The organism is Motilibacter aurantiacus, from assembly GCF_011250645.1.
Lineage (GTDB): Bacteria > Actinomycetota > Actinomycetes > Motilibacterales > Motilibacteraceae > Motilibacter_A > Motilibacter_A aurantiacus.
Genome location: NZ_JAANNO010000002.1, coordinates 458,806 through 474,104 on the forward strand (window position 1 = coordinate 458,806; position 15,299 = coordinate 474,104).

A 15,299-nucleotide genomic window follows, 5' to 3' on the forward strand; every position below is an offset into this window, starting at 1 on the left:
CCTCGGCCGGCGTGACCGACGTGCCCGCCGGAACCAGCCAGCCGCCCGCAGCCGCGACCCCGTGGCCGGCCCCGACAGGGACCGGTCCCGTGGACGCGACCGTCCGGCTGCCCGGCTCCAAGTCCGTGACGAACCGCGCGCTGATCCTGGCCGCGCTCGCCGACGGCCCTTCCGTCGTGGCGCGGCCGCTGGCCGCGCGCGACACCCGGCTGATGGCGGGGGCGCTCACGGCCCTCGGCTCCTCCGTCGACGCGACGGGCGAGGACTGGGCCGTGACGCCCGGCCCGCTGCGCGGCCCGGCCGCCGTCGATTGCGGGCTCGCGGGGACGGTCATGCGCTTCGTGCCGCCGCTCGCGGCGCTCGCCGACGGCACCGTGCGGTTCGACGGCGACGAGCGGGCGCGCGTACGCCCCATGGGCGGCGTCCTCGGGGCGCTCCGCGCGCTCGGCGTCGGGCTCGAGGACGCCGGGCGCGGGACGCTCCCCTTCACCCTGCACGGGCAGGGGCACGTCCGCGGCGGGGAGGTGACGATCGACGCGAGCGCCTCCAGCCAGTTCGTCAGCGGGCTGCTGCTGAGCGGCGCCCGCTACGACACCGGCCTCACCGTGCGGCACGCCGGTGACCCGGTGCCCTCGCTGCCCCACATCGAGATGACCGTCGACATGCTGCGCGCGGCCGGCGTCGCCGTCGACGACACCACGACGGACGTGTGGCGGGTCGAGCCCGGGCCGGTCCGCGCCCGCGACGTCGTCGTCGAGCCGGACCTGTCGGGCGCCGCGCCCTTCCTCGCAGCCGCGCTGGTCACCGGCGGCCGGGTCGTGGTGCCGGACTGGCCCGAGCGCACGACGCAGGCCGGGGACGCGCTGCGCGGCCTGCTGACCGACATGGGCGCGTCGGTGCAGCTGCTGCCCGAGGGGCTGGAGGTCCGCGGCACGGGCCGCATCTTCGGCCTCGACGCCGACCTGCACGACGTGGGCGAGCTGACCCCGGTGCTCGTCGCCCTCGCCGCGCTCGCCGACGGGCCCTCGACGCTGCGCAACATCGGGCACCTGCGCGGTCACGAGACCGACCGGCTGGCCGCGCTGGCCAAGGAGGTCAACGCGCTCGGCGGCGACGTCACCGAGACGCCGGACAGCCTGCACATCCGTCCACGCCCGCTGCACGGCGGGCTCTTCGGGACGTACGACGACCACCGCATCGCGCACGCGGCTTCCGTCCTCGGGCTGGCCGTCCCCGGGGTGCTCGTGGAGGACGTCACCACGACCACCAAGACGCTGCCGGACTTCGTGGGCCTCTGGGCCACGCTGCTCGGCTGAGGCGTCGCCCCGATGCCCGGACAGCGCCGCCGCCGCGAGCTCGACGAGGACGACATCCGCGTACGCCCGGGCCGGGGCAAGTCCCGGCCGCGCACGAAGGACCGGCCCGAGCACGCCGGCGCGACCGAGGGGCGGGTGGTGGCGGTCGACCGGGGCCGCTACACGTGCGTCGTCGACGAGGAGAGCGAGCCACGCGAGCTGACCGCGATGAAGGCGCGCGAGCTCGGCCGCAAGGGCGTCGTGGTCGGCGACCGGGTCGCGCTCGTGGGCGACCTGTCCGGCGGGGCCGACGCGCTCGCGCGCGTGGTGCGGGTCGAGCCGCGGTCCAACACGCTGCGCCGCACCGCCGACGACACGGACCCCGTCGAGCGGGTCCTCGTGGCCAACGCCGACCAGCTCGTCGTCGTCACCGCCACGGTCAACCCCGAGCCCCGCCCCCGGCTGCTCGACCGCTGCCTGGTTGCGGCGTACGACGCCGGGCTGGACCCGCTGCTGTGCATCACGAAGACCGACCTGAAGCCGCCGGCCGAGCTGATCGAGGCGTACTCCGCCCTGGACGTCCCCTGGATCGCGAGCCGTCCGGGCGACGGGCTGGCCGAGCTGCGGTCCCGCCTGCGCGGCCGGACGAGCGTGCTCGTCGGGCACTCCGGGGTCGGCAAGTCGACGCTGGTCAACGCCCTCGTGCCCGGCGCGAGGCGCGCAGTCGGACACGTGAATGCCGTTACCGGAAGGGGACGTCACACGTCGTCGTCCGCCATCGCGCTGCGGCTCCCGGACGGGTCCGGCTGGGTGATCGACACACCGGGTGTGCGCAGTTTCGGCCTCGCGCACGTCGACCCCTCGCGCGTCGTCGGCGCCTTCCCCGACCTCGCCGCCGGCATGGAGGAGTGCCCGCGCGGGTGCACCCACGACGAGCCCGAGTGCGCGCTCGACGAGTGGGTGGGGAGCGGCTCGGCGGGGCCGGCGGGGCCAGCCAGGCTGGAATCGCTGCGGCGGCTGCTGCGGGCACGGTCGGGGGCCGTCGACGACGTGCCGGAGACGGACGACCTGCCGCAGGCCGAGGACTGAGCCAGGCTCAGGCCCCCGGCATGGGCTCCGGCGGCAGGTCGACCTCGAACCAGATCCGCTTGCCGACGGGCAGCCGGTCCACGCCCCAGCGGCTGGCCAGCAGCTCGACGAGCCGGAGGCCGCGCCCGCCCTCGGACACCGCGTCGAGGGCGTCGGCGGAGTCCTGGGACTGCCCCCGCGGCGCGGGCAGCCGCGGGCTCTCGTCGGTCACCGCCACCCGCACGTGCTCCGTCGTCGCGCTCAGCTCCAGCAGGAGCGGGGAGTGGGCGTGCACGACCGCGTTGGTGACCAGCTCGTCGGTGAGCAGCACGACTGCGTCGACGGCCTCGAAGCCCCCGGGGCCGCCGGCGTCCTCGGATCCGCCGTGCCCCCACTCGGTGAGCGCGGTGAGCACGCGCCCGCGGGCAGTGCGCGCGGCGTGCAGGCTGGGTGAGAGCTCGACCTCGAGCGCGCGCCGCTGCCCCGGCGTGCCGGGCTGCTCGCCCGCCGCCCGCACGGCGAGCACCGCGACGTCGTCCTGCCCGGCCGGCGCGCTCAGCCGCTGAGCGGCCTCGAGGGCCAGGTCGAGCAGCTCGCGCGGGCCCCGGTCGGCCTGCCCGTCCAGGGCGTCGCGCAGGGCCGCCATCCCCTCGTCCGCGACGACGTCATGGCGCTCGACCAGCCCGTCGGTGTAGAGCAGCACCGTCGCGTCGGGCCGCAGCGCGACCACGTGCTCGCGGTACGGCTCGTCCTGTGCCGACAGGCCGGGCCCGACGCCCAGCGGCAGGCCCGGGTCCAGGTCGAGGAAGCGGGCCGGACGCCCCGGCTCGAGCACCAGCGGCGGCAGGTGCCCGGCGGACGCGACCGAGAGCCAGCGGGTGCGCGGGTCGTAGACCGCGTAGACGCAGGTGGTGAGGCGCAGCTCGTCGAAGGCCTGCACGACCAGGTCCAGGCGGCGCAGCACCTCGGCCGGGTTGTGGCCCTCCAGCGCGTAGCCGCGCAGCGCCGCGCGCACCTGGCCCATGACGGCGGCGGCGGCCACGCCGCGGCCCATCGTGTCGCCGACCGCGATGCCGACCCGGCCGCCGGGCAGCTCGAACGCGTCGAACCAGTCGCCGCCGACCTCGGTGCCGTCGGCCCCGGGCACGTAGTGCGCGACGAACTCCAGCCCCTCGACCGCGGGCAGCGTCTGCGGCAGCAGGGAGCGCTGCAGGGTCACCGCCGCCTCCCGCTGGGCGGAGTAGAGCGTGGCGTTGTCGACGGCGAGCGCCGCCCGGCGGGCCAGGTCCTCGGCGAACACCAGCTCCTCCGGGCCGTACGCCCGGCCGCCCCGGGCGAGGGTCAGCGCGCCGAACGCCCGGCCGCGTGCGGACAGCGGGACGACGAGCGTGCTCGGGCGCGCGCCGAGCGCGGGCGGCAGCGGGCCAGGCCCGCCCGCAGGCGTCACCGGCCCGCCCTCGAGCCGCTGCGACCGGCCGGTCGCGACGACCGCGCCGGCACCCTCGGGCTCGCCCACGGCCACGGGGAACTGGTCGAAGAAGAGGCGCAGGTCGGCGGCGACGACCGGGTCCTGCGCGGCCACGGCCGTGGCCCGCAGCGCCGGCCCCTGGCCCTCGACCAGGTGCACGACCGCCCAGTCGGCCAGCTGCGGCACGACCAGCGCGGCCAGCTCCTCGAGCACCTCCTCGCGCTCGAGGCTGCCGGACAGCCGGTCGGCCGCGTCGAGGAGCAGGGTCTGGCGGGCCGCGCGCTCGGCCAGCTCGTCGTAGAGCCGGGCGCGAGCCACGGCCGAGGCGCACTGGGCGGCGACAGCGTCGAGGAACGCCCGCTCCTCGTCCGAGCGCTCCCGGACGCCCGGCCACGTCAGGGCGATCGCCCCGACGGGCCCGGCGGGGCTGGGCAGCGGCAGCAGCGCCCAGGTCGAACCGCCGGCCCCCAGTGCCTCGGCGAGCGGGTCGCCGGGCGCGGCGAAGCGCGCAGTCCCGCCGCGCACGATGGCGGCCAGAGCGTCGGCCAGAGCGCCCGGCATCCGCGCCTCGGGCACCGCGCTGCGCTCCCCCGCCAGCACCAGCGCGCAGCGCTCGGCGGCCAGCAGGGAGCGCGCCGGCCCGATGACGACGGCCCGGACGTCCGCGGTGGTGAGGGCCTGGGCGAGCGCCGCGGTGACCTGCTGCAGGATCTCGACCCGCCGGGTAGCGGCGGCTGCGAGACCGGAGAGGTCCCGATGCGCCCGCTCGGCCAGCACCAGGTCGGTGATGTCGCTGCAGCCGCCCACCCAGCCGGCCACCGGGCGCTCCTCGCCCTCCTCCCCCACGACCGGCACGCCGCGCGCGCGCAGCCAGCGCTCGCGCCCGTCGCGGCCGGTGACGCGGTACGTCGCCTCGTAGCGCTCCCCGCCGGCGACCGCCCGCTCGACCGCCGCGACGACGGCCTCCCGGTCCTCCGGGTGCACGGCGTCGAGCCAGCCGAGGCCGAGGTCCTGCCCCGGCTCCTGGCCGGTGAGCGCGCGCCAGGACGGCTGATCGCCCACGATGCGGAACCCCGCGTCGACCGTCCACACCGCGTCGCTGGTGGCAGCGACCAGGGCGCGGTAGCGCTCCTCGCTCACGGCGAGCGCCTCGGCGTCCTCGCGCGACTCGATCGCGACCGCGAGCAGCTGGGCCAGCTGGGCGGCCACCGCCTCGTCGGCGGGGGTGAACGCGCCCGGCTTGTCCGACAGCTGCAGCACGCCGAGGTTGCGCCGGTCGCGCGCCACCAGCGGAACGGCGAGCAGCCCACGGACGGGCGGCTCCTCCCTCGATCCGCCGTCCCCGGCCGCGCCGCTCCAGGCCGGGTGCGCCCGCAGCTCCGCCTCGTCCAGGCGCAAGGGGGCGTTCGTGCGCACCACGACCTCGTGCAGGGCGCGCAGCGGCCCGGTCAGGCTCGCGGCAGCATCGTCCCCGCCCCCGGCCGCCGACGCGGCCAGCGGCTCCCCGCCCACCCCACCGGCCGGGACGAGCACGGCGTGCGCGGCACCGACGATCTCGCGGGCACGCTCGACGATGCGGCGCACCTGCTCGTCGGCCCCGGAGATCGAGCGCAGCTCGACCGCGGTCTTGGCCAGCACCCGCAGCTGCGCCGCCGGCGGCGGGCTCTGGTCAAGCACCCGGGCCACCTCCGCTGCGTACGCCGACCTCGTGCAGGTGCAGGAGCATCTCGGCCGGGTCCGCGTAGACGCGAAAGGCCCCGGACCGCTCCAGCTCCTCCCGACCGTAGCCGCCGGAGAGCACCCCCACGCCCAGCGCTCCCGCCCGCCGGGCGGCGAGCAGGTCCCAGACGCTGTCGCCGACGACGAAGGTCGTGGACGGAGCCACCCCGAGGGCGGCCGCCGCGGCGAGGAACAGGTCCGGGTCCGGCTTGGCCCGGCGGACGCGGTCGCGGGTGACGACCGGCACCTGCGGCGGCACGCCGAGGGCGTCGAGGCCGGGGCGGGCGGTGGCCTCGCGCCCGCTCGTCGCGATCGCCCACGCGACCCCGCGCTCGGTGAGCTCGGCCAGCAGCTCGCGGGCGCCGGGCAGCGGGCGGACCGTCCCGTGCAGCTGCGCGAAGGCCTGCGCGTGCGACTGCTGCAGCTGCTCGATCTCCTCGCCGGACAGCCGCACCCCGGTCTCGGCCAGCAGCGCGTGCACGAACAGCCCACCGCTCATGCCGATCCGGCGGTGCAGCCGCCACACCGCGACGTCGATCCCCACCGACGCGAGCGCCTGCCGCCAGGCGACGACGTGCTGGTAGACGCTGTCGATGAGCGTGCCGTCGAGGTCGAACAGGAACGCCGGCGGCGCCGGCTCGACATCGAACGTCCGCTGCGGCGCACCCGGCTCACTGCTCACGAACGGCCCTCCCGGTCCCGGCCCTCACCCGTTGGCCCGCTCGACGTCGAGCTGCCGCTCGCTCGACGCCAGCCGTCCCTCGACGCGCTCGTGCGTCCTCGTCAGCGAGCGCGTGGCGGCCGCGTGCTCGGCCGCCCGCGACGCCGGGTGGCGCAGCCAGGCCGAGGTGACCGCGTGCGCCTGGGCGAGCTCGCCCACGGACAGCAGTATCTCGGCGGCCCGCGAGTACGTCCACGGGGTGTCGACGCGCCCCGCGACGCTGTGCAGCAGGTGCGCGAGCTCGCGCTGGTCGCCGCGCGGGACGCTGCGGGCCAGCCCGGTGCCGTCGAGGACCCAGCCGTCCAGGGTCTGCCGGGGAACGACCAGCGGAGCGGGCTCGACCGGGCCCGCGGCACGACGGCGTCCGAAGATGCGCCCGAGTGCAGCCATGTCCCCTCCCCTGCCCCGCGAGCCCTGCTCGCCGCTGTCCGGCTCCGGCCGGCCCTGCTCGTCCCTGCTCGCCGGGCCCGGCTCGCGCCGAGCCGGCCCGAGCCAGTCGTGCGCCCATGGTTCCGGCCGAGCGAAGTATGCGCCAGCCCGCGCCCGGTGGGCGGCAGCACGGTCGATAGCGTCCCATCCGTGTCCTCCTCCGTGACGCCGCCCGGCGGCGCTCCCGCCCCCTCTGTGCCCGCGCCGTCGCCCTGGCTCGCCGGCGCGTACGCCGACGACCTCGCGCTCGCGCTGCGGCTGGCCGTCGCGGCCGACACGATGACGCTCGCCCGCTTCCGCGCGCTGGACCTGCAGGTCGAGGCCAAGCCGGACGCGACCCCGGTCACGGACGCCGACCGCGCCGTGGAGGAGCAGGTGCGCAGAACGCTGGCCGCCGAGCGCCCGCATGACGCGGTCCACGGCGAGGAGCTGCCCGACACCGGCCAGGGCCCGCGCCGGTGGGTGGTCGACCCGATCGACGGCACGAAGAACTTCGTCCGCGGCGTGCCGGCGTGGGCGACGCTCATCGCCCTGCTGGACGCCGACGCGGTCGTCGCATCGGTCGTCTCGGCCCCCGCCCTCGGCCGCCGCTGGTGGGCGGCCGCGGGCGCCGGGGCGTGGGCGCAGGACGGGCAGGGCGCGCCGCGCCGGCTCGCGGTGTCCGCGGTGGCCCGGCTGTCCGACGCGTCGGTGTCGTACTCCTCGCTCGACGCCTGGGGGCGGCGCCGCCAGGCGTTCCTCGGGCTGCTCGACACCGCCTGGCGCACCCGGGCGTTCGGCGACTTCTGGTCCTACTGCCTGGTCGCGGAGGGCGCGGTCGACGTCGCTGCCGAGCCCGAGGTGGCGCTGCACGACCTCGCCGCCCTCGACCTGCTCGTCCGGGAGGCGGGCGGCCGGTTCACCGACCTCACCGGGCAGCCCGGCCCCGCGGGGGGCAGCGCGCTGGCCACCAACGGCCTGCTCCACGACGACGCGCTGGCCGCCCTCCGCCCCTGAGCCGAGCCGCCCTCCGCAGAAGCGGGCATCGGGCGATGCGCCGGTCGGACGAGGCTCAGTGCAGCAGGCCGAGCCGGCCGAGCGGCCAGACCCGGACGAAGGCCCGCCCGACCACGTTGTCCACGGGGATCGGGCCGACGTAGCGCGAGTCCTGCGAGTCCCCGCGGTGGTCCCCCATGACCCAGAGCTGCCCCTCGGGCACCGTCAGCGGCCCGAACGCCAGGTGGTTGTCCTGGTAGACGTACGGCTCGTCCAGCGGCTCGCCGTTGACGACGACCCGCCCCTCCACGTCGCAGCAGCGGACCTCGTCGCCGCCGACCCCGATCACCCGCTTGATCACGTCGCGTTCGGACGAGACCTCGGCGTACCTCGTCCCCTCGGTGCCGAAGACGACGATGTCCCCGCGCTCCGGGTCGCCGAGCCGGGCGCCGAGCTTCCACACGAGCACGCGGTCGTTTCCGGAGCAGCCCTCGCAGCCGTGCAGGGTCCGCTCCATGCTGCCGGAGGGGATGTAGAACGCCTCGACCAGGAACCCCTTGATGAGCACCGCGCCGAGGACGGCCGCCAGCACGAGGAAGACGGTCTCGCGGACGGCCAGCGCCCGGCGCCGCCGGGCCACCCGTCGGGCGCGTGCCCGGCGGCCCCGGGGCCCCAGCGGCGAGCGGGCCGGGGCGGCCGGCCCAGGCGTGGTCGGCTCCGTGACGGGAGGCTCCGTGACGGGAGGCTCCTTGACGCGTGCCTCAGTGACGGGAGGCTCACCCACGGGCGGCTCGACCGGGGCCGGAGGAGCGACGGGCTCCGGCCGGGCACGCCGCGGGACGTACGTCGGCGCCGCGGCGGCCGCCTCGTCGGCGCGCGGCGCCCGGTCGCCACGCGGCCAGACAGCACGCGCAGCGGCAACAGGCCCGTCGACCGCGGGCGCGGCGACGTCGGGCTCGTCGACCACCGGCTCCGGGCGGCGGTGCCTGCCCCCACTCACGCGGCCTCCCCGTCCGTCCGTGCCCACGATCGAGGGGACGACGACGCGCGGCCCCCCCGGCGTTCCCGGCCGCGCGCCGCTCGTCGGGCCGGAGCCTCCCGCGACGATCTCCTAGCCGCGGCTCGCGGCGAGCAGCGCCGCCCCGGCGATGCCCGCGTTGTTGCGCAGCTCGGCCGGGATGACCGGCGTCTGCAGCGTGAGCAGCGGGAGGAACTTCTCGGACTTCTTGCTGACGCCGCCGCCGAGGACGAACAGCGACGGCGAGAACAGCATCTCGACGTGCGTGAGGTAGCGGTCGAGGCGTCCCGCCCACTCCTTCCAGGACAGGTCGTCGCGCTCGCGGGCGGCGTCCGAGGCGCGCTTCTCCGCGTCGTGCCCGTCGAGCTCGAGGTGGCCGAGCTCGGTGTTCGGCACGAGGACGCCGTCCACGACGAGGGCGCTCCCGATGCCGGTGCCCAGCGTCAGCATGATGACGACCCCGCCGCGGCCCTTCGCGGCGCCGTACGCGACCTCCGCGATACCCGCGGCGTCGGCGTCGTTGACGGCGGCCACCGAGCTCGAGCCGGTCGCCTCGCGCAGCAGTGCCTCGACGTCGGTCCCGATCCACGACTTGTCGATGTTGGCCGCGCTGCGGGCCACACCGGAGGTGACGACCGCCGGCACGGTGCAGCCGAGCGGGCCGGTCCAGTCGAAGTGTGCGCACACCTGCGCCACGGCCTCGGCCACCGCCTCCGGCGTGGCTGGCTGCGGGGTCGGGATCCGGTAGCGCTCGTCGAGCAGCTCCCCCGTGGCGAGGTCGACGGGGGCGCCCTTGACGCCGCTGCCGCCGATGTCGACGCCGAAGCCGCGGCCCGTCGCGGGGGCGGCGCCGCGCCCCGCGGTTCCCGCGGTGGCAACGGATGTGGGAGGAGCGATCTCGTCGGCCATGGCACATGCATACCCGACGACCCCGGGTCGCTCTCCTCCGGTCGGCTGCGCGTCGGCCGCAACCGGGGGCGGACGGCTACCGGCGCCGCAGGCGCCACCCCAGGGCGGCCGTGGCAAGCGTCCCTGGCAGCACCGAGCCAGCGCTCGTGATGCCCTCGAACGCCGCTTCCCGCAGGTCTCCGGCGCGCACCTCCCCCGCCACCGCAGGGCCCGCGACGGCCACCGCCGCCGTCAGCGCGGCGCCGACGGTCAGGACGGCCGGCAATGGCCACGAATACGGCCGCTCGAGCCCCTGCCGACGCCATCAGGCCGCCGCCCGGGCCAGCAGCACCAGCAGCCCGAGCGGGCCGCTGGCGTACTGCGCCCGGCGACAGCCCTCCAGCGGGCCCTACTCGCGCGCGAGCACGCCGAGGTGGGCCGTCCCCCAATGGCCGGCGTGGGTGAGCTCGTCCCACAGCACGTGCGTGGCGGCCCCTGCTGCGGGACAGCCGAGGACGCCCCCGGTTCGTCGCAGCGGGCGCAGCCGCCGGGCCAGGGGCAGCACCGCCGCGGCGTGGCTGAGCGTGAAGGGCACGCGGGCAGGCTCCCGGAGGTCCCCGAAGGACGGGCGGAACCAGGAGGGCTCGCGCTTTGGGCGGGAAGGAGGCGTCCCCGCGCCAGCAGGAGCTGGGGCCTCGGGCGAGCGCAGGACGAGCGGCCCGACGCCAGGTGCCGTCGGGCCGCTCGTCGAGTGGCTCAGCCCGTGGCGACCCGGCCGCCCTGCACGGCGCCGAGCTGCTCGGCGCGCTCCTGGGCCACTTCCTCGGTCATCCGGGCGCCGGCCTCGGCGTCACGGGTGAGGTTCTCGCCCGTCGCGGGGTCGAACACGTGTGCCTTGCGGGTGTCCACCCAGAACTCGGCCTCGCGGCCCTCGCGCAGCCGGCTCATCGCGTCGATCTCCACGATGGCCTGCGTGCGCAGCTGGTCGCTGTCGAGCTCGCGGCTGAGGTCGCGCAGCTGGCTGGTGATCTCCGCCGGCGCCTCGAAGGGGATGTAGGCGTACTGCTGGTCACCCAGCCACTCGGTGACGTCGACCATCGCGCGGAAGACCGAGCCGTGGCGCCGCTTGTCCTCCTCCACCAGGGCGGCGTCCTCGAAGTGGCCGGGGCGGAGCCCGACGATGACCAGGTCCTTGCCCGCGACCGCCTTGGCGCGCCGGTCGTCCAGGTGCAGGTCACCGAAGGGCGTGCGCAGCGCGTTGCCGGCCACCGTCGCCGGCAGGAAGTTCATGGGGGGCGAGCCGATGAACCCGGCGACGAAGAGGTTGACCGGCTGCTCGTACAGCTCGCGCGGCGACGCGACCTGCTGCAGGACACCCTTGCGCAGCACCGCGACCCGGTCGCCGAGGGTCATGGCCTCGGTCTGGTCGTGGGTGACGTAGACGGTGGTCACGCCGAGCCGGCGCTGCAGGCGCGCGATCTCGGTGCGCATCTGCCCGCGCAGCTTCGCGTCGAGGTTGGACAGCGGCTCGTCGAAGAGGAACGCGTCGGCCTGGCGGACGATCGCGCGCCCCATCGCAACGCGCTGGCGCTGGCCGCCGGACAGGTTGGCGGGCTTGCGCTTCAGGTGCTCCTGCAGCTCGAGGACGTCGGCGGCCTCCTCGACGCGCTTCGTGACCTCGCCGTCGGGGACCCCGGCCAGCCGGAGCGGGAAGGCGATGTTCTCGAAGACGGTCAGGTGCGGGTAGAGCGCGTAGTTCTGGAACACCATCGACAGGTTGCGCTCGCGCGGGGACTTCTCGTTGACGCGCTCACCCCCGATGAGCATGTCCCCGGACGTGATGTCCTCGAGGCCGACGATCATCCGCAGCAGGGTGGACTTCCCGCAGCCGGACGGCCCGACGAGGATCATGAACTCGCCGTCGGCGATGTCGAGGCTGACGTCGTTCACCGCAGGGAAGCCGTCGCCGTACCTCTTGACGATGTGGTTCATCGTGATGGCAGCCATGTTCTGCTCCTGTGTCTGCTCGGCTGGCTGGTCGACCGGGAAGGCGATCAGCCCTTGACGGCGCCGTTGGTGAGGCCGGCGACGATGCGCCGCTGGAAGAGGATGACGAGCAGGACGACCGGGATCGTGACCACGACGGCGGCCGCCGTGATCGCGCCGGTCGGCTCCTCGAACTGCGATGCGCCGGTGAAGAACGCCAGCGCTGCGGGAACGGGGCGGGACGCCTCCGTCGAGGTCAGCGAGATGCCGTAGATGAAGTCGTTCCACGCGATGAAGAACGAGATGATCGCGGTCGTGAACACACCGGGCGCGGCCAGCGGGACGATCACCTTGCGGAACGCCTGCCACGACGTGGCGCCGTCGACCTGGGCCGCCTGCTCCATCTCCCACGGGATCTCCCGGAAGAAGGCCGCGAGCGTCCAGATCGAGATCGGCAGCGTGAGGGAGAGGTACGGGATGATGAGCCCGGGCCAGGTGTCGTAGAGGCCGATCCCCCGCCACAGGTTGAACAGCGGGGTCACGATCGAGATCGCCGGGAAGATCGCGACGACGAGCGCGGTCGACAGGATGAGCCGCTTGCCCGGGAAGTCGAGCCGGGCGATCGCGTACGCCGCGAACATCGCCAGCACCACCGATACGAACGTCGCGATGAGGCAGATGCCGAGGGAGTTGCGCAGCGCGGGGAGGAAGAGGTCCTTCGCATTGCCCGAGAAGATCTCCTGGTAGTTGTCCCAGGAGGGGTTGCGCGGCAGGAAGTTCCGGTCGGTGAGGTCGCCCTGGGACTTGAAGGAGAGCGACAGGATCCACGCGACCGGGAAGAGCGCGTAGATCACGATCACGATGGCGCCCAGGATCCAGAGGACCCGCTCGCGCCGGGACATCACGCCCATCACCGCTCACCCCTCGCCGAGGCCAGGTCCACCTTGAAGCCCTTGATGAAGATGACGGCTATGAGCACCACGCACAGGAACACCAGCACCGAGAGCGCCGACCCGAGCCCGATCTCCAGCCGGCTGATGGTCTGCCGGTAGGCCAGGAACGACACGGACTCGGTGTTGTTGTTGCCGCGCGTCATGATGAAGATGTTGTCGAAGATGCGGAAGGCGTCGAGCGCGCGGAAGAGCAGGGCGACCATGATGGCCGCCTTCATGTTCGGGATCGTGACCTTCCACAGCCGCTGGAGCCACGTCGCACCGTCGACCTTCGCGGCCTCCTGCAGCACCTCGGGCACCTGCGCGAGCCCCGCCAGCAGCAGCAGCGAGATGAACGGGGTCGTCTTCCAGATCTCCGACAGGCAGATGACGGCCAGCGCCGACCACTGGTGGCCGAACCAGTCGTAGTCCCCGAGCCCGGTCCAGGTGTTGACGAAGCCGGACGTCAGGTTGAAGGCGTACCACCACGAGAAGGCCGAGACCACGGTGATGATCGCGTACGGGATGAGGATCGCCGTGCGGACGAGCGGCCGCACCGCCTTGAGCGCCTTGTGCATGACCATCGCGAGGGCGAAGCCGAGCACGAGCTCGACGGCGACGGTCACCACCGTGATGAAGAGGGTGACCGCGAGCGCCTTCCACCAGATCGAGTCACCGAGGATGACGGCGTAATTGCTGAACCAGGTGAACTCCCGGTTGTCCGGGTCGGTCAGGCGGTAGTCGAAGAGGGACTCGTAGAACGCCTGCAGGATGGGGTACGCCGTGACGAGCAGCATGACTGCGAAGGCCGGCCCCGCGAGCATCCACCCGAGCCGGCGCTCGCCCTTCGCGCGGTCGCTCAGCGCGCCCTTCGGAGCGGACTTCGGCTCGGTCTTCGGCGCCTTGGTCGGAGGCATCGTCGTGGTGCTCATAGCAGCTTCTCCTTGCGCAGGACACCCTGGATGAGCGAAGTGGCCTCCTCCGGCGTGCTCTCGGGGGTGACCGCCTCGGGAGGCGACCAGGTGCGCTGGATGCCGACGGAGACCTCGTTGTAGTACGGCGTCTGCGGCCGGGGAGCCGCGTTCTGCAGCGACTCACGGATGACCGGCGCCTGCGGGAAGTTCTCGAGGACCTCTGGGTCGTCGTACGCCGCCTCCTTCGCCGCCGGATTGCCGTTGGTGATGAAGTAGTAGGCCTGGTTCTCGGTGCTCGTGATGCACTGCGTCGCCTCGAGCACGAAGTCCTTGTGCTCGCTGAAGGCTCCCACGCCGAGGTTGATCCCGCCATAGGGCGGTCGGCTCCGCTCGCCCTCCACGACCGCGGGGTAGAGCGTCCAGCCGTAGTCGTCGAGCTGCTCCTGCGTCATCGCGCCCTCGGCCACCTTGCCCTGCGCGCGGGGCCAGACGAAGGGCCAGTTGACCATGAAGTCGGCGCCGTCGCTCTCGAAGAGCGTCGCGGAGGCGTCCTCGTTGCGGTTGGACAGGCCGGGCCCGGCGACCCCCTCGTCCACGATGCTCTGGATGACCCGCGCCGCCTCCTGGCCGGCCTCGGTCTCGAGGCCGAGCGTGACGTCGTCCGGGTTGGCCTCCGGGTTCTCCAGGATCTGGCCGCCGGCGGAGGTGACGAGCGCGTTGACCCACACGGTCAGCGACTCGGCCCGGATGCCCTGCGCGGCGATCGACGAGCCGTTCTGCTTGGCCGCGGCGATGATCTGGTCCCAGGTCACCGGGCGGTCCATGTCGAGGCCGGCCTGCTCGGCCGCCGACTTCTTGTACCAGAGCAGCTGGGTGTTGGCCCAGAACGGGACGGTGACCAGCTTGCCGTTCCAGGTCGCCCCTTCGACGGCGCTGTCCACCACTCCCTCGGTCACCTGCGCGGCGACGTCCTCGGGGATGTCGGCGAGGAAGCCCGCCTCGGCGAACTCGGGGATGAAGGGGGGGTCCAGGCTGATCAGGTCGATCGAGGAGTCGTTCGCGGCCAGCCGGCGTACCAGCTGCTCGCGCTGCGAGCTCGCGTCCCGGGGCAGCAGCGTCGTCTCGATGCTGTAGCGCCCACCGGACGCCTCGGTGCACCGTCGGGCGAGCTCGGCCTGCCCACCGGAGTCCGGGTTGATGTACCACGTGAGGGTCGGGGGCCCGGTCTCTCCCCCGCAGGCGGTCAGGAGCCCGGCACTGATCGCTCCGACCGCGAGAATGGAAATCGGGGCTCGCCTGCGGCGCCGGCTGATTCCGGCCCCACGGTGCCCACGGCTCGTCCTTGCGCCAGGACCCATCGGATCGCCTCCTTGCGGCAACAGGAGGTCAATCCCCTAGAGGTGGCCCGCCGACACCATGATTCAGGATCAAGGTTTCGTCACAGCGACACCAGCCGTTCATGACGGCGTGACACGACGCGAACGACGCGCTCCCCGACGGGTGCGGCTACTTGGTGCGGCGCGAGGCCCCCGGAGGCGGCACCGGGTCCGTGCGCTTGCGGTCGCGCAGGTCCAGGCCGGTAGCACCCGGCTTGGTCGCCAGGTCGACGACCTTCTGCAGGGGCAGCCGCTCCGCGCCCTCCCACCAGGACCGGGTGTCGCAGTTGCTGCAGCTGATCATCGTGACCGGCGTGCCGTCGGTCAGCGTCATGGCCAGGTGGGTCACCTTGGCGCTGCGACAGTCCGGGCAGGCCTTGGGCACGTCGGGGGCGGGCACCGCGGGCGTCGGCGCCGCCTTGGCCGTGCTCCTGCGCCTGGGCGTGGTCATGCGTCCGCTCCAATGCCGGGATGGCAGCGACACCTTCTGTGCTCACTGCTTGTCATCGC

The 15,299-nt window shown here is 74.5% G+C and carries 15 protein-coding genes; 3 read left to right on the plus strand and 12 right to left on the minus strand.

What is annotated here, in order from left to right; all coding sequences use genetic code 11:
* Positions 1-11: 11 nt before the first annotated feature.
* Complete coding sequence (aroA, locus tag G9H72_RS06060; RefSeq protein ID WP_166168848.1) at positions 12-1,316, plus strand: 3-phosphoshikimate 1-carboxyvinyltransferase; 1,305 nt, start codon at positions 12-14, stop codon at positions 1,314-1,316.
* A 12-nt stretch (positions 1,317-1,328) separates the two neighbouring features.
* Positions 1,329-2,384, plus strand: coding sequence for a ribosome small subunit-dependent GTPase A (rsgA, locus tag G9H72_RS06065; protein ID WP_166168850.1), 1,056 nt, complete (start codon positions 1,329-1,331; stop codon positions 2,382-2,384).
* A gap of 7 nt (positions 2,385-2,391) precedes the next feature.
* Here rsgA and G9H72_RS06070 read toward each other — a convergent pair whose 3' ends face one another.
* Genes G9H72_RS06070 through G9H72_RS06080 form a run of 3 tightly spaced genes read right to left on the minus strand, consistent with a single transcriptional unit; the run spans position 2,392 to position 6,661 of the window.
* The gene (locus tag G9H72_RS06070; RefSeq protein ID WP_166168852.1) at positions 2,392-5,508 is read right to left on the minus strand and encodes a SpoIIE family protein phosphatase; all 3,117 of its coding nucleotides are present in this window, start codon (positions 5,506-5,508) and stop codon (positions 2,392-2,394) included.
* On the minus strand, positions 5,501-6,232 hold the full coding sequence (locus G9H72_RS06075; protein ID WP_166168854.1) for an HAD family hydrolase: 732 nt from the start codon (positions 6,230-6,232) through the stop codon (positions 5,501-5,503). Before G9H72_RS06075 ends, G9H72_RS06070 begins: the two co-directional genes overlap by 8 nt.
* Positions 6,233-6,256: 24 nt before the next feature.
* Positions 6,257-6,661 carry a hypothetical protein gene (locus G9H72_RS06080; protein ID WP_166168856.1) on the minus strand — a complete coding sequence of 135 codons (405 nt, stop codon included), beginning with the start codon at positions 6,659-6,661 and terminating at the stop codon, positions 6,257-6,259.
* A gap of 234 nt (positions 6,662-6,895) precedes the next feature.
* Here G9H72_RS06080 and G9H72_RS06085 point away from each other — a divergent pair, with 234 nt between their 5' ends.
* Positions 6,896-7,696: an inositol monophosphatase family protein gene (locus tag G9H72_RS06085; RefSeq protein WP_407939555.1), complete on the plus strand. Its 801-nt coding sequence runs from the start codon at positions 6,896-6,898 to the stop codon at positions 7,694-7,696.
* A gap of 55 nt (positions 7,697-7,751) precedes the next feature.
* On the opposite strand, the gene lepB is transcribed toward G9H72_RS06085, so the two are convergent.
* The 9 genes from lepB to G9H72_RS06130 form a co-directional block, all read right to left on the minus strand.
* The gene (lepB, locus tag G9H72_RS06090; protein WP_331272037.1) at positions 7,752-8,315 is read right to left on the minus strand and encodes a signal peptidase I; all 564 of its coding nucleotides are present in this window, start codon (positions 8,313-8,315) and stop codon (positions 7,752-7,754) included.
* 471 nt (positions 8,316-8,786) lie between these two features.
* A complete protein-coding gene (ppgK, locus tag G9H72_RS06095) occupies positions 8,787-9,602 on the minus strand; it encodes a polyphosphate--glucose phosphotransferase (RefSeq protein WP_166168858.1) in 816 nt (271 codons plus the stop codon).
* Positions 9,603-9,678: 76 nt separating this feature from the next.
* Positions 9,679-9,867: a hypothetical protein gene (locus tag G9H72_RS06100; protein ID WP_166168860.1), complete on the minus strand. Its 189-nt coding sequence runs from the start codon at positions 9,865-9,867 to the stop codon at positions 9,679-9,681.
* Between the two features lie 123 nt (positions 9,868-9,990).
* A complete protein-coding gene (locus tag G9H72_RS06105) occupies positions 9,991-10,176 on the minus strand; it encodes a DUF4184 family protein (RefSeq protein WP_166168862.1) in 186 nt (61 codons plus the stop codon).
* A gap of 161 nt (positions 10,177-10,337) precedes the next feature.
* Complete coding sequence (locus G9H72_RS06110; protein ID WP_166168864.1) at positions 10,338-11,588, minus strand: ABC transporter ATP-binding protein; 1,251 nt, start codon at positions 11,586-11,588, stop codon at positions 10,338-10,340.
* A 47-nt stretch (positions 11,589-11,635) separates the two neighbouring features.
* On the minus strand, positions 11,636-12,469 hold the full coding sequence (locus tag G9H72_RS06115) for a carbohydrate ABC transporter permease (RefSeq protein ID WP_166169058.1): 834 nt from the start codon (positions 12,467-12,469) through the stop codon (positions 11,636-11,638).
* Between the two features lie 8 nt (positions 12,470-12,477).
* Positions 12,478-13,431 (minus strand): carbohydrate ABC transporter permease, encoded by a 954-nt coding sequence (locus G9H72_RS06120; protein ID WP_166168866.1) that lies wholly within the window; start codon positions 13,429-13,431, stop codon positions 12,478-12,480.
* Complete coding sequence (locus G9H72_RS06125) at positions 13,428-14,771, minus strand: extracellular solute-binding protein (protein WP_166168868.1); 1,344 nt, start codon at positions 14,769-14,771, stop codon at positions 13,428-13,430. The genes G9H72_RS06120 and G9H72_RS06125 overlap by 4 nt, the downstream gene beginning before the upstream one ends.
* A gap of 148 nt (positions 14,772-14,919) precedes the next feature.
* Positions 14,920-15,240, minus strand: a complete 321-nt coding sequence (locus tag G9H72_RS06130) for a hypothetical protein (RefSeq protein WP_166168870.1) — start codon at positions 15,238-15,240, stop codon at positions 14,920-14,922.
* Between the last annotated feature and the right edge of the window lie 59 nt (positions 15,241-15,299).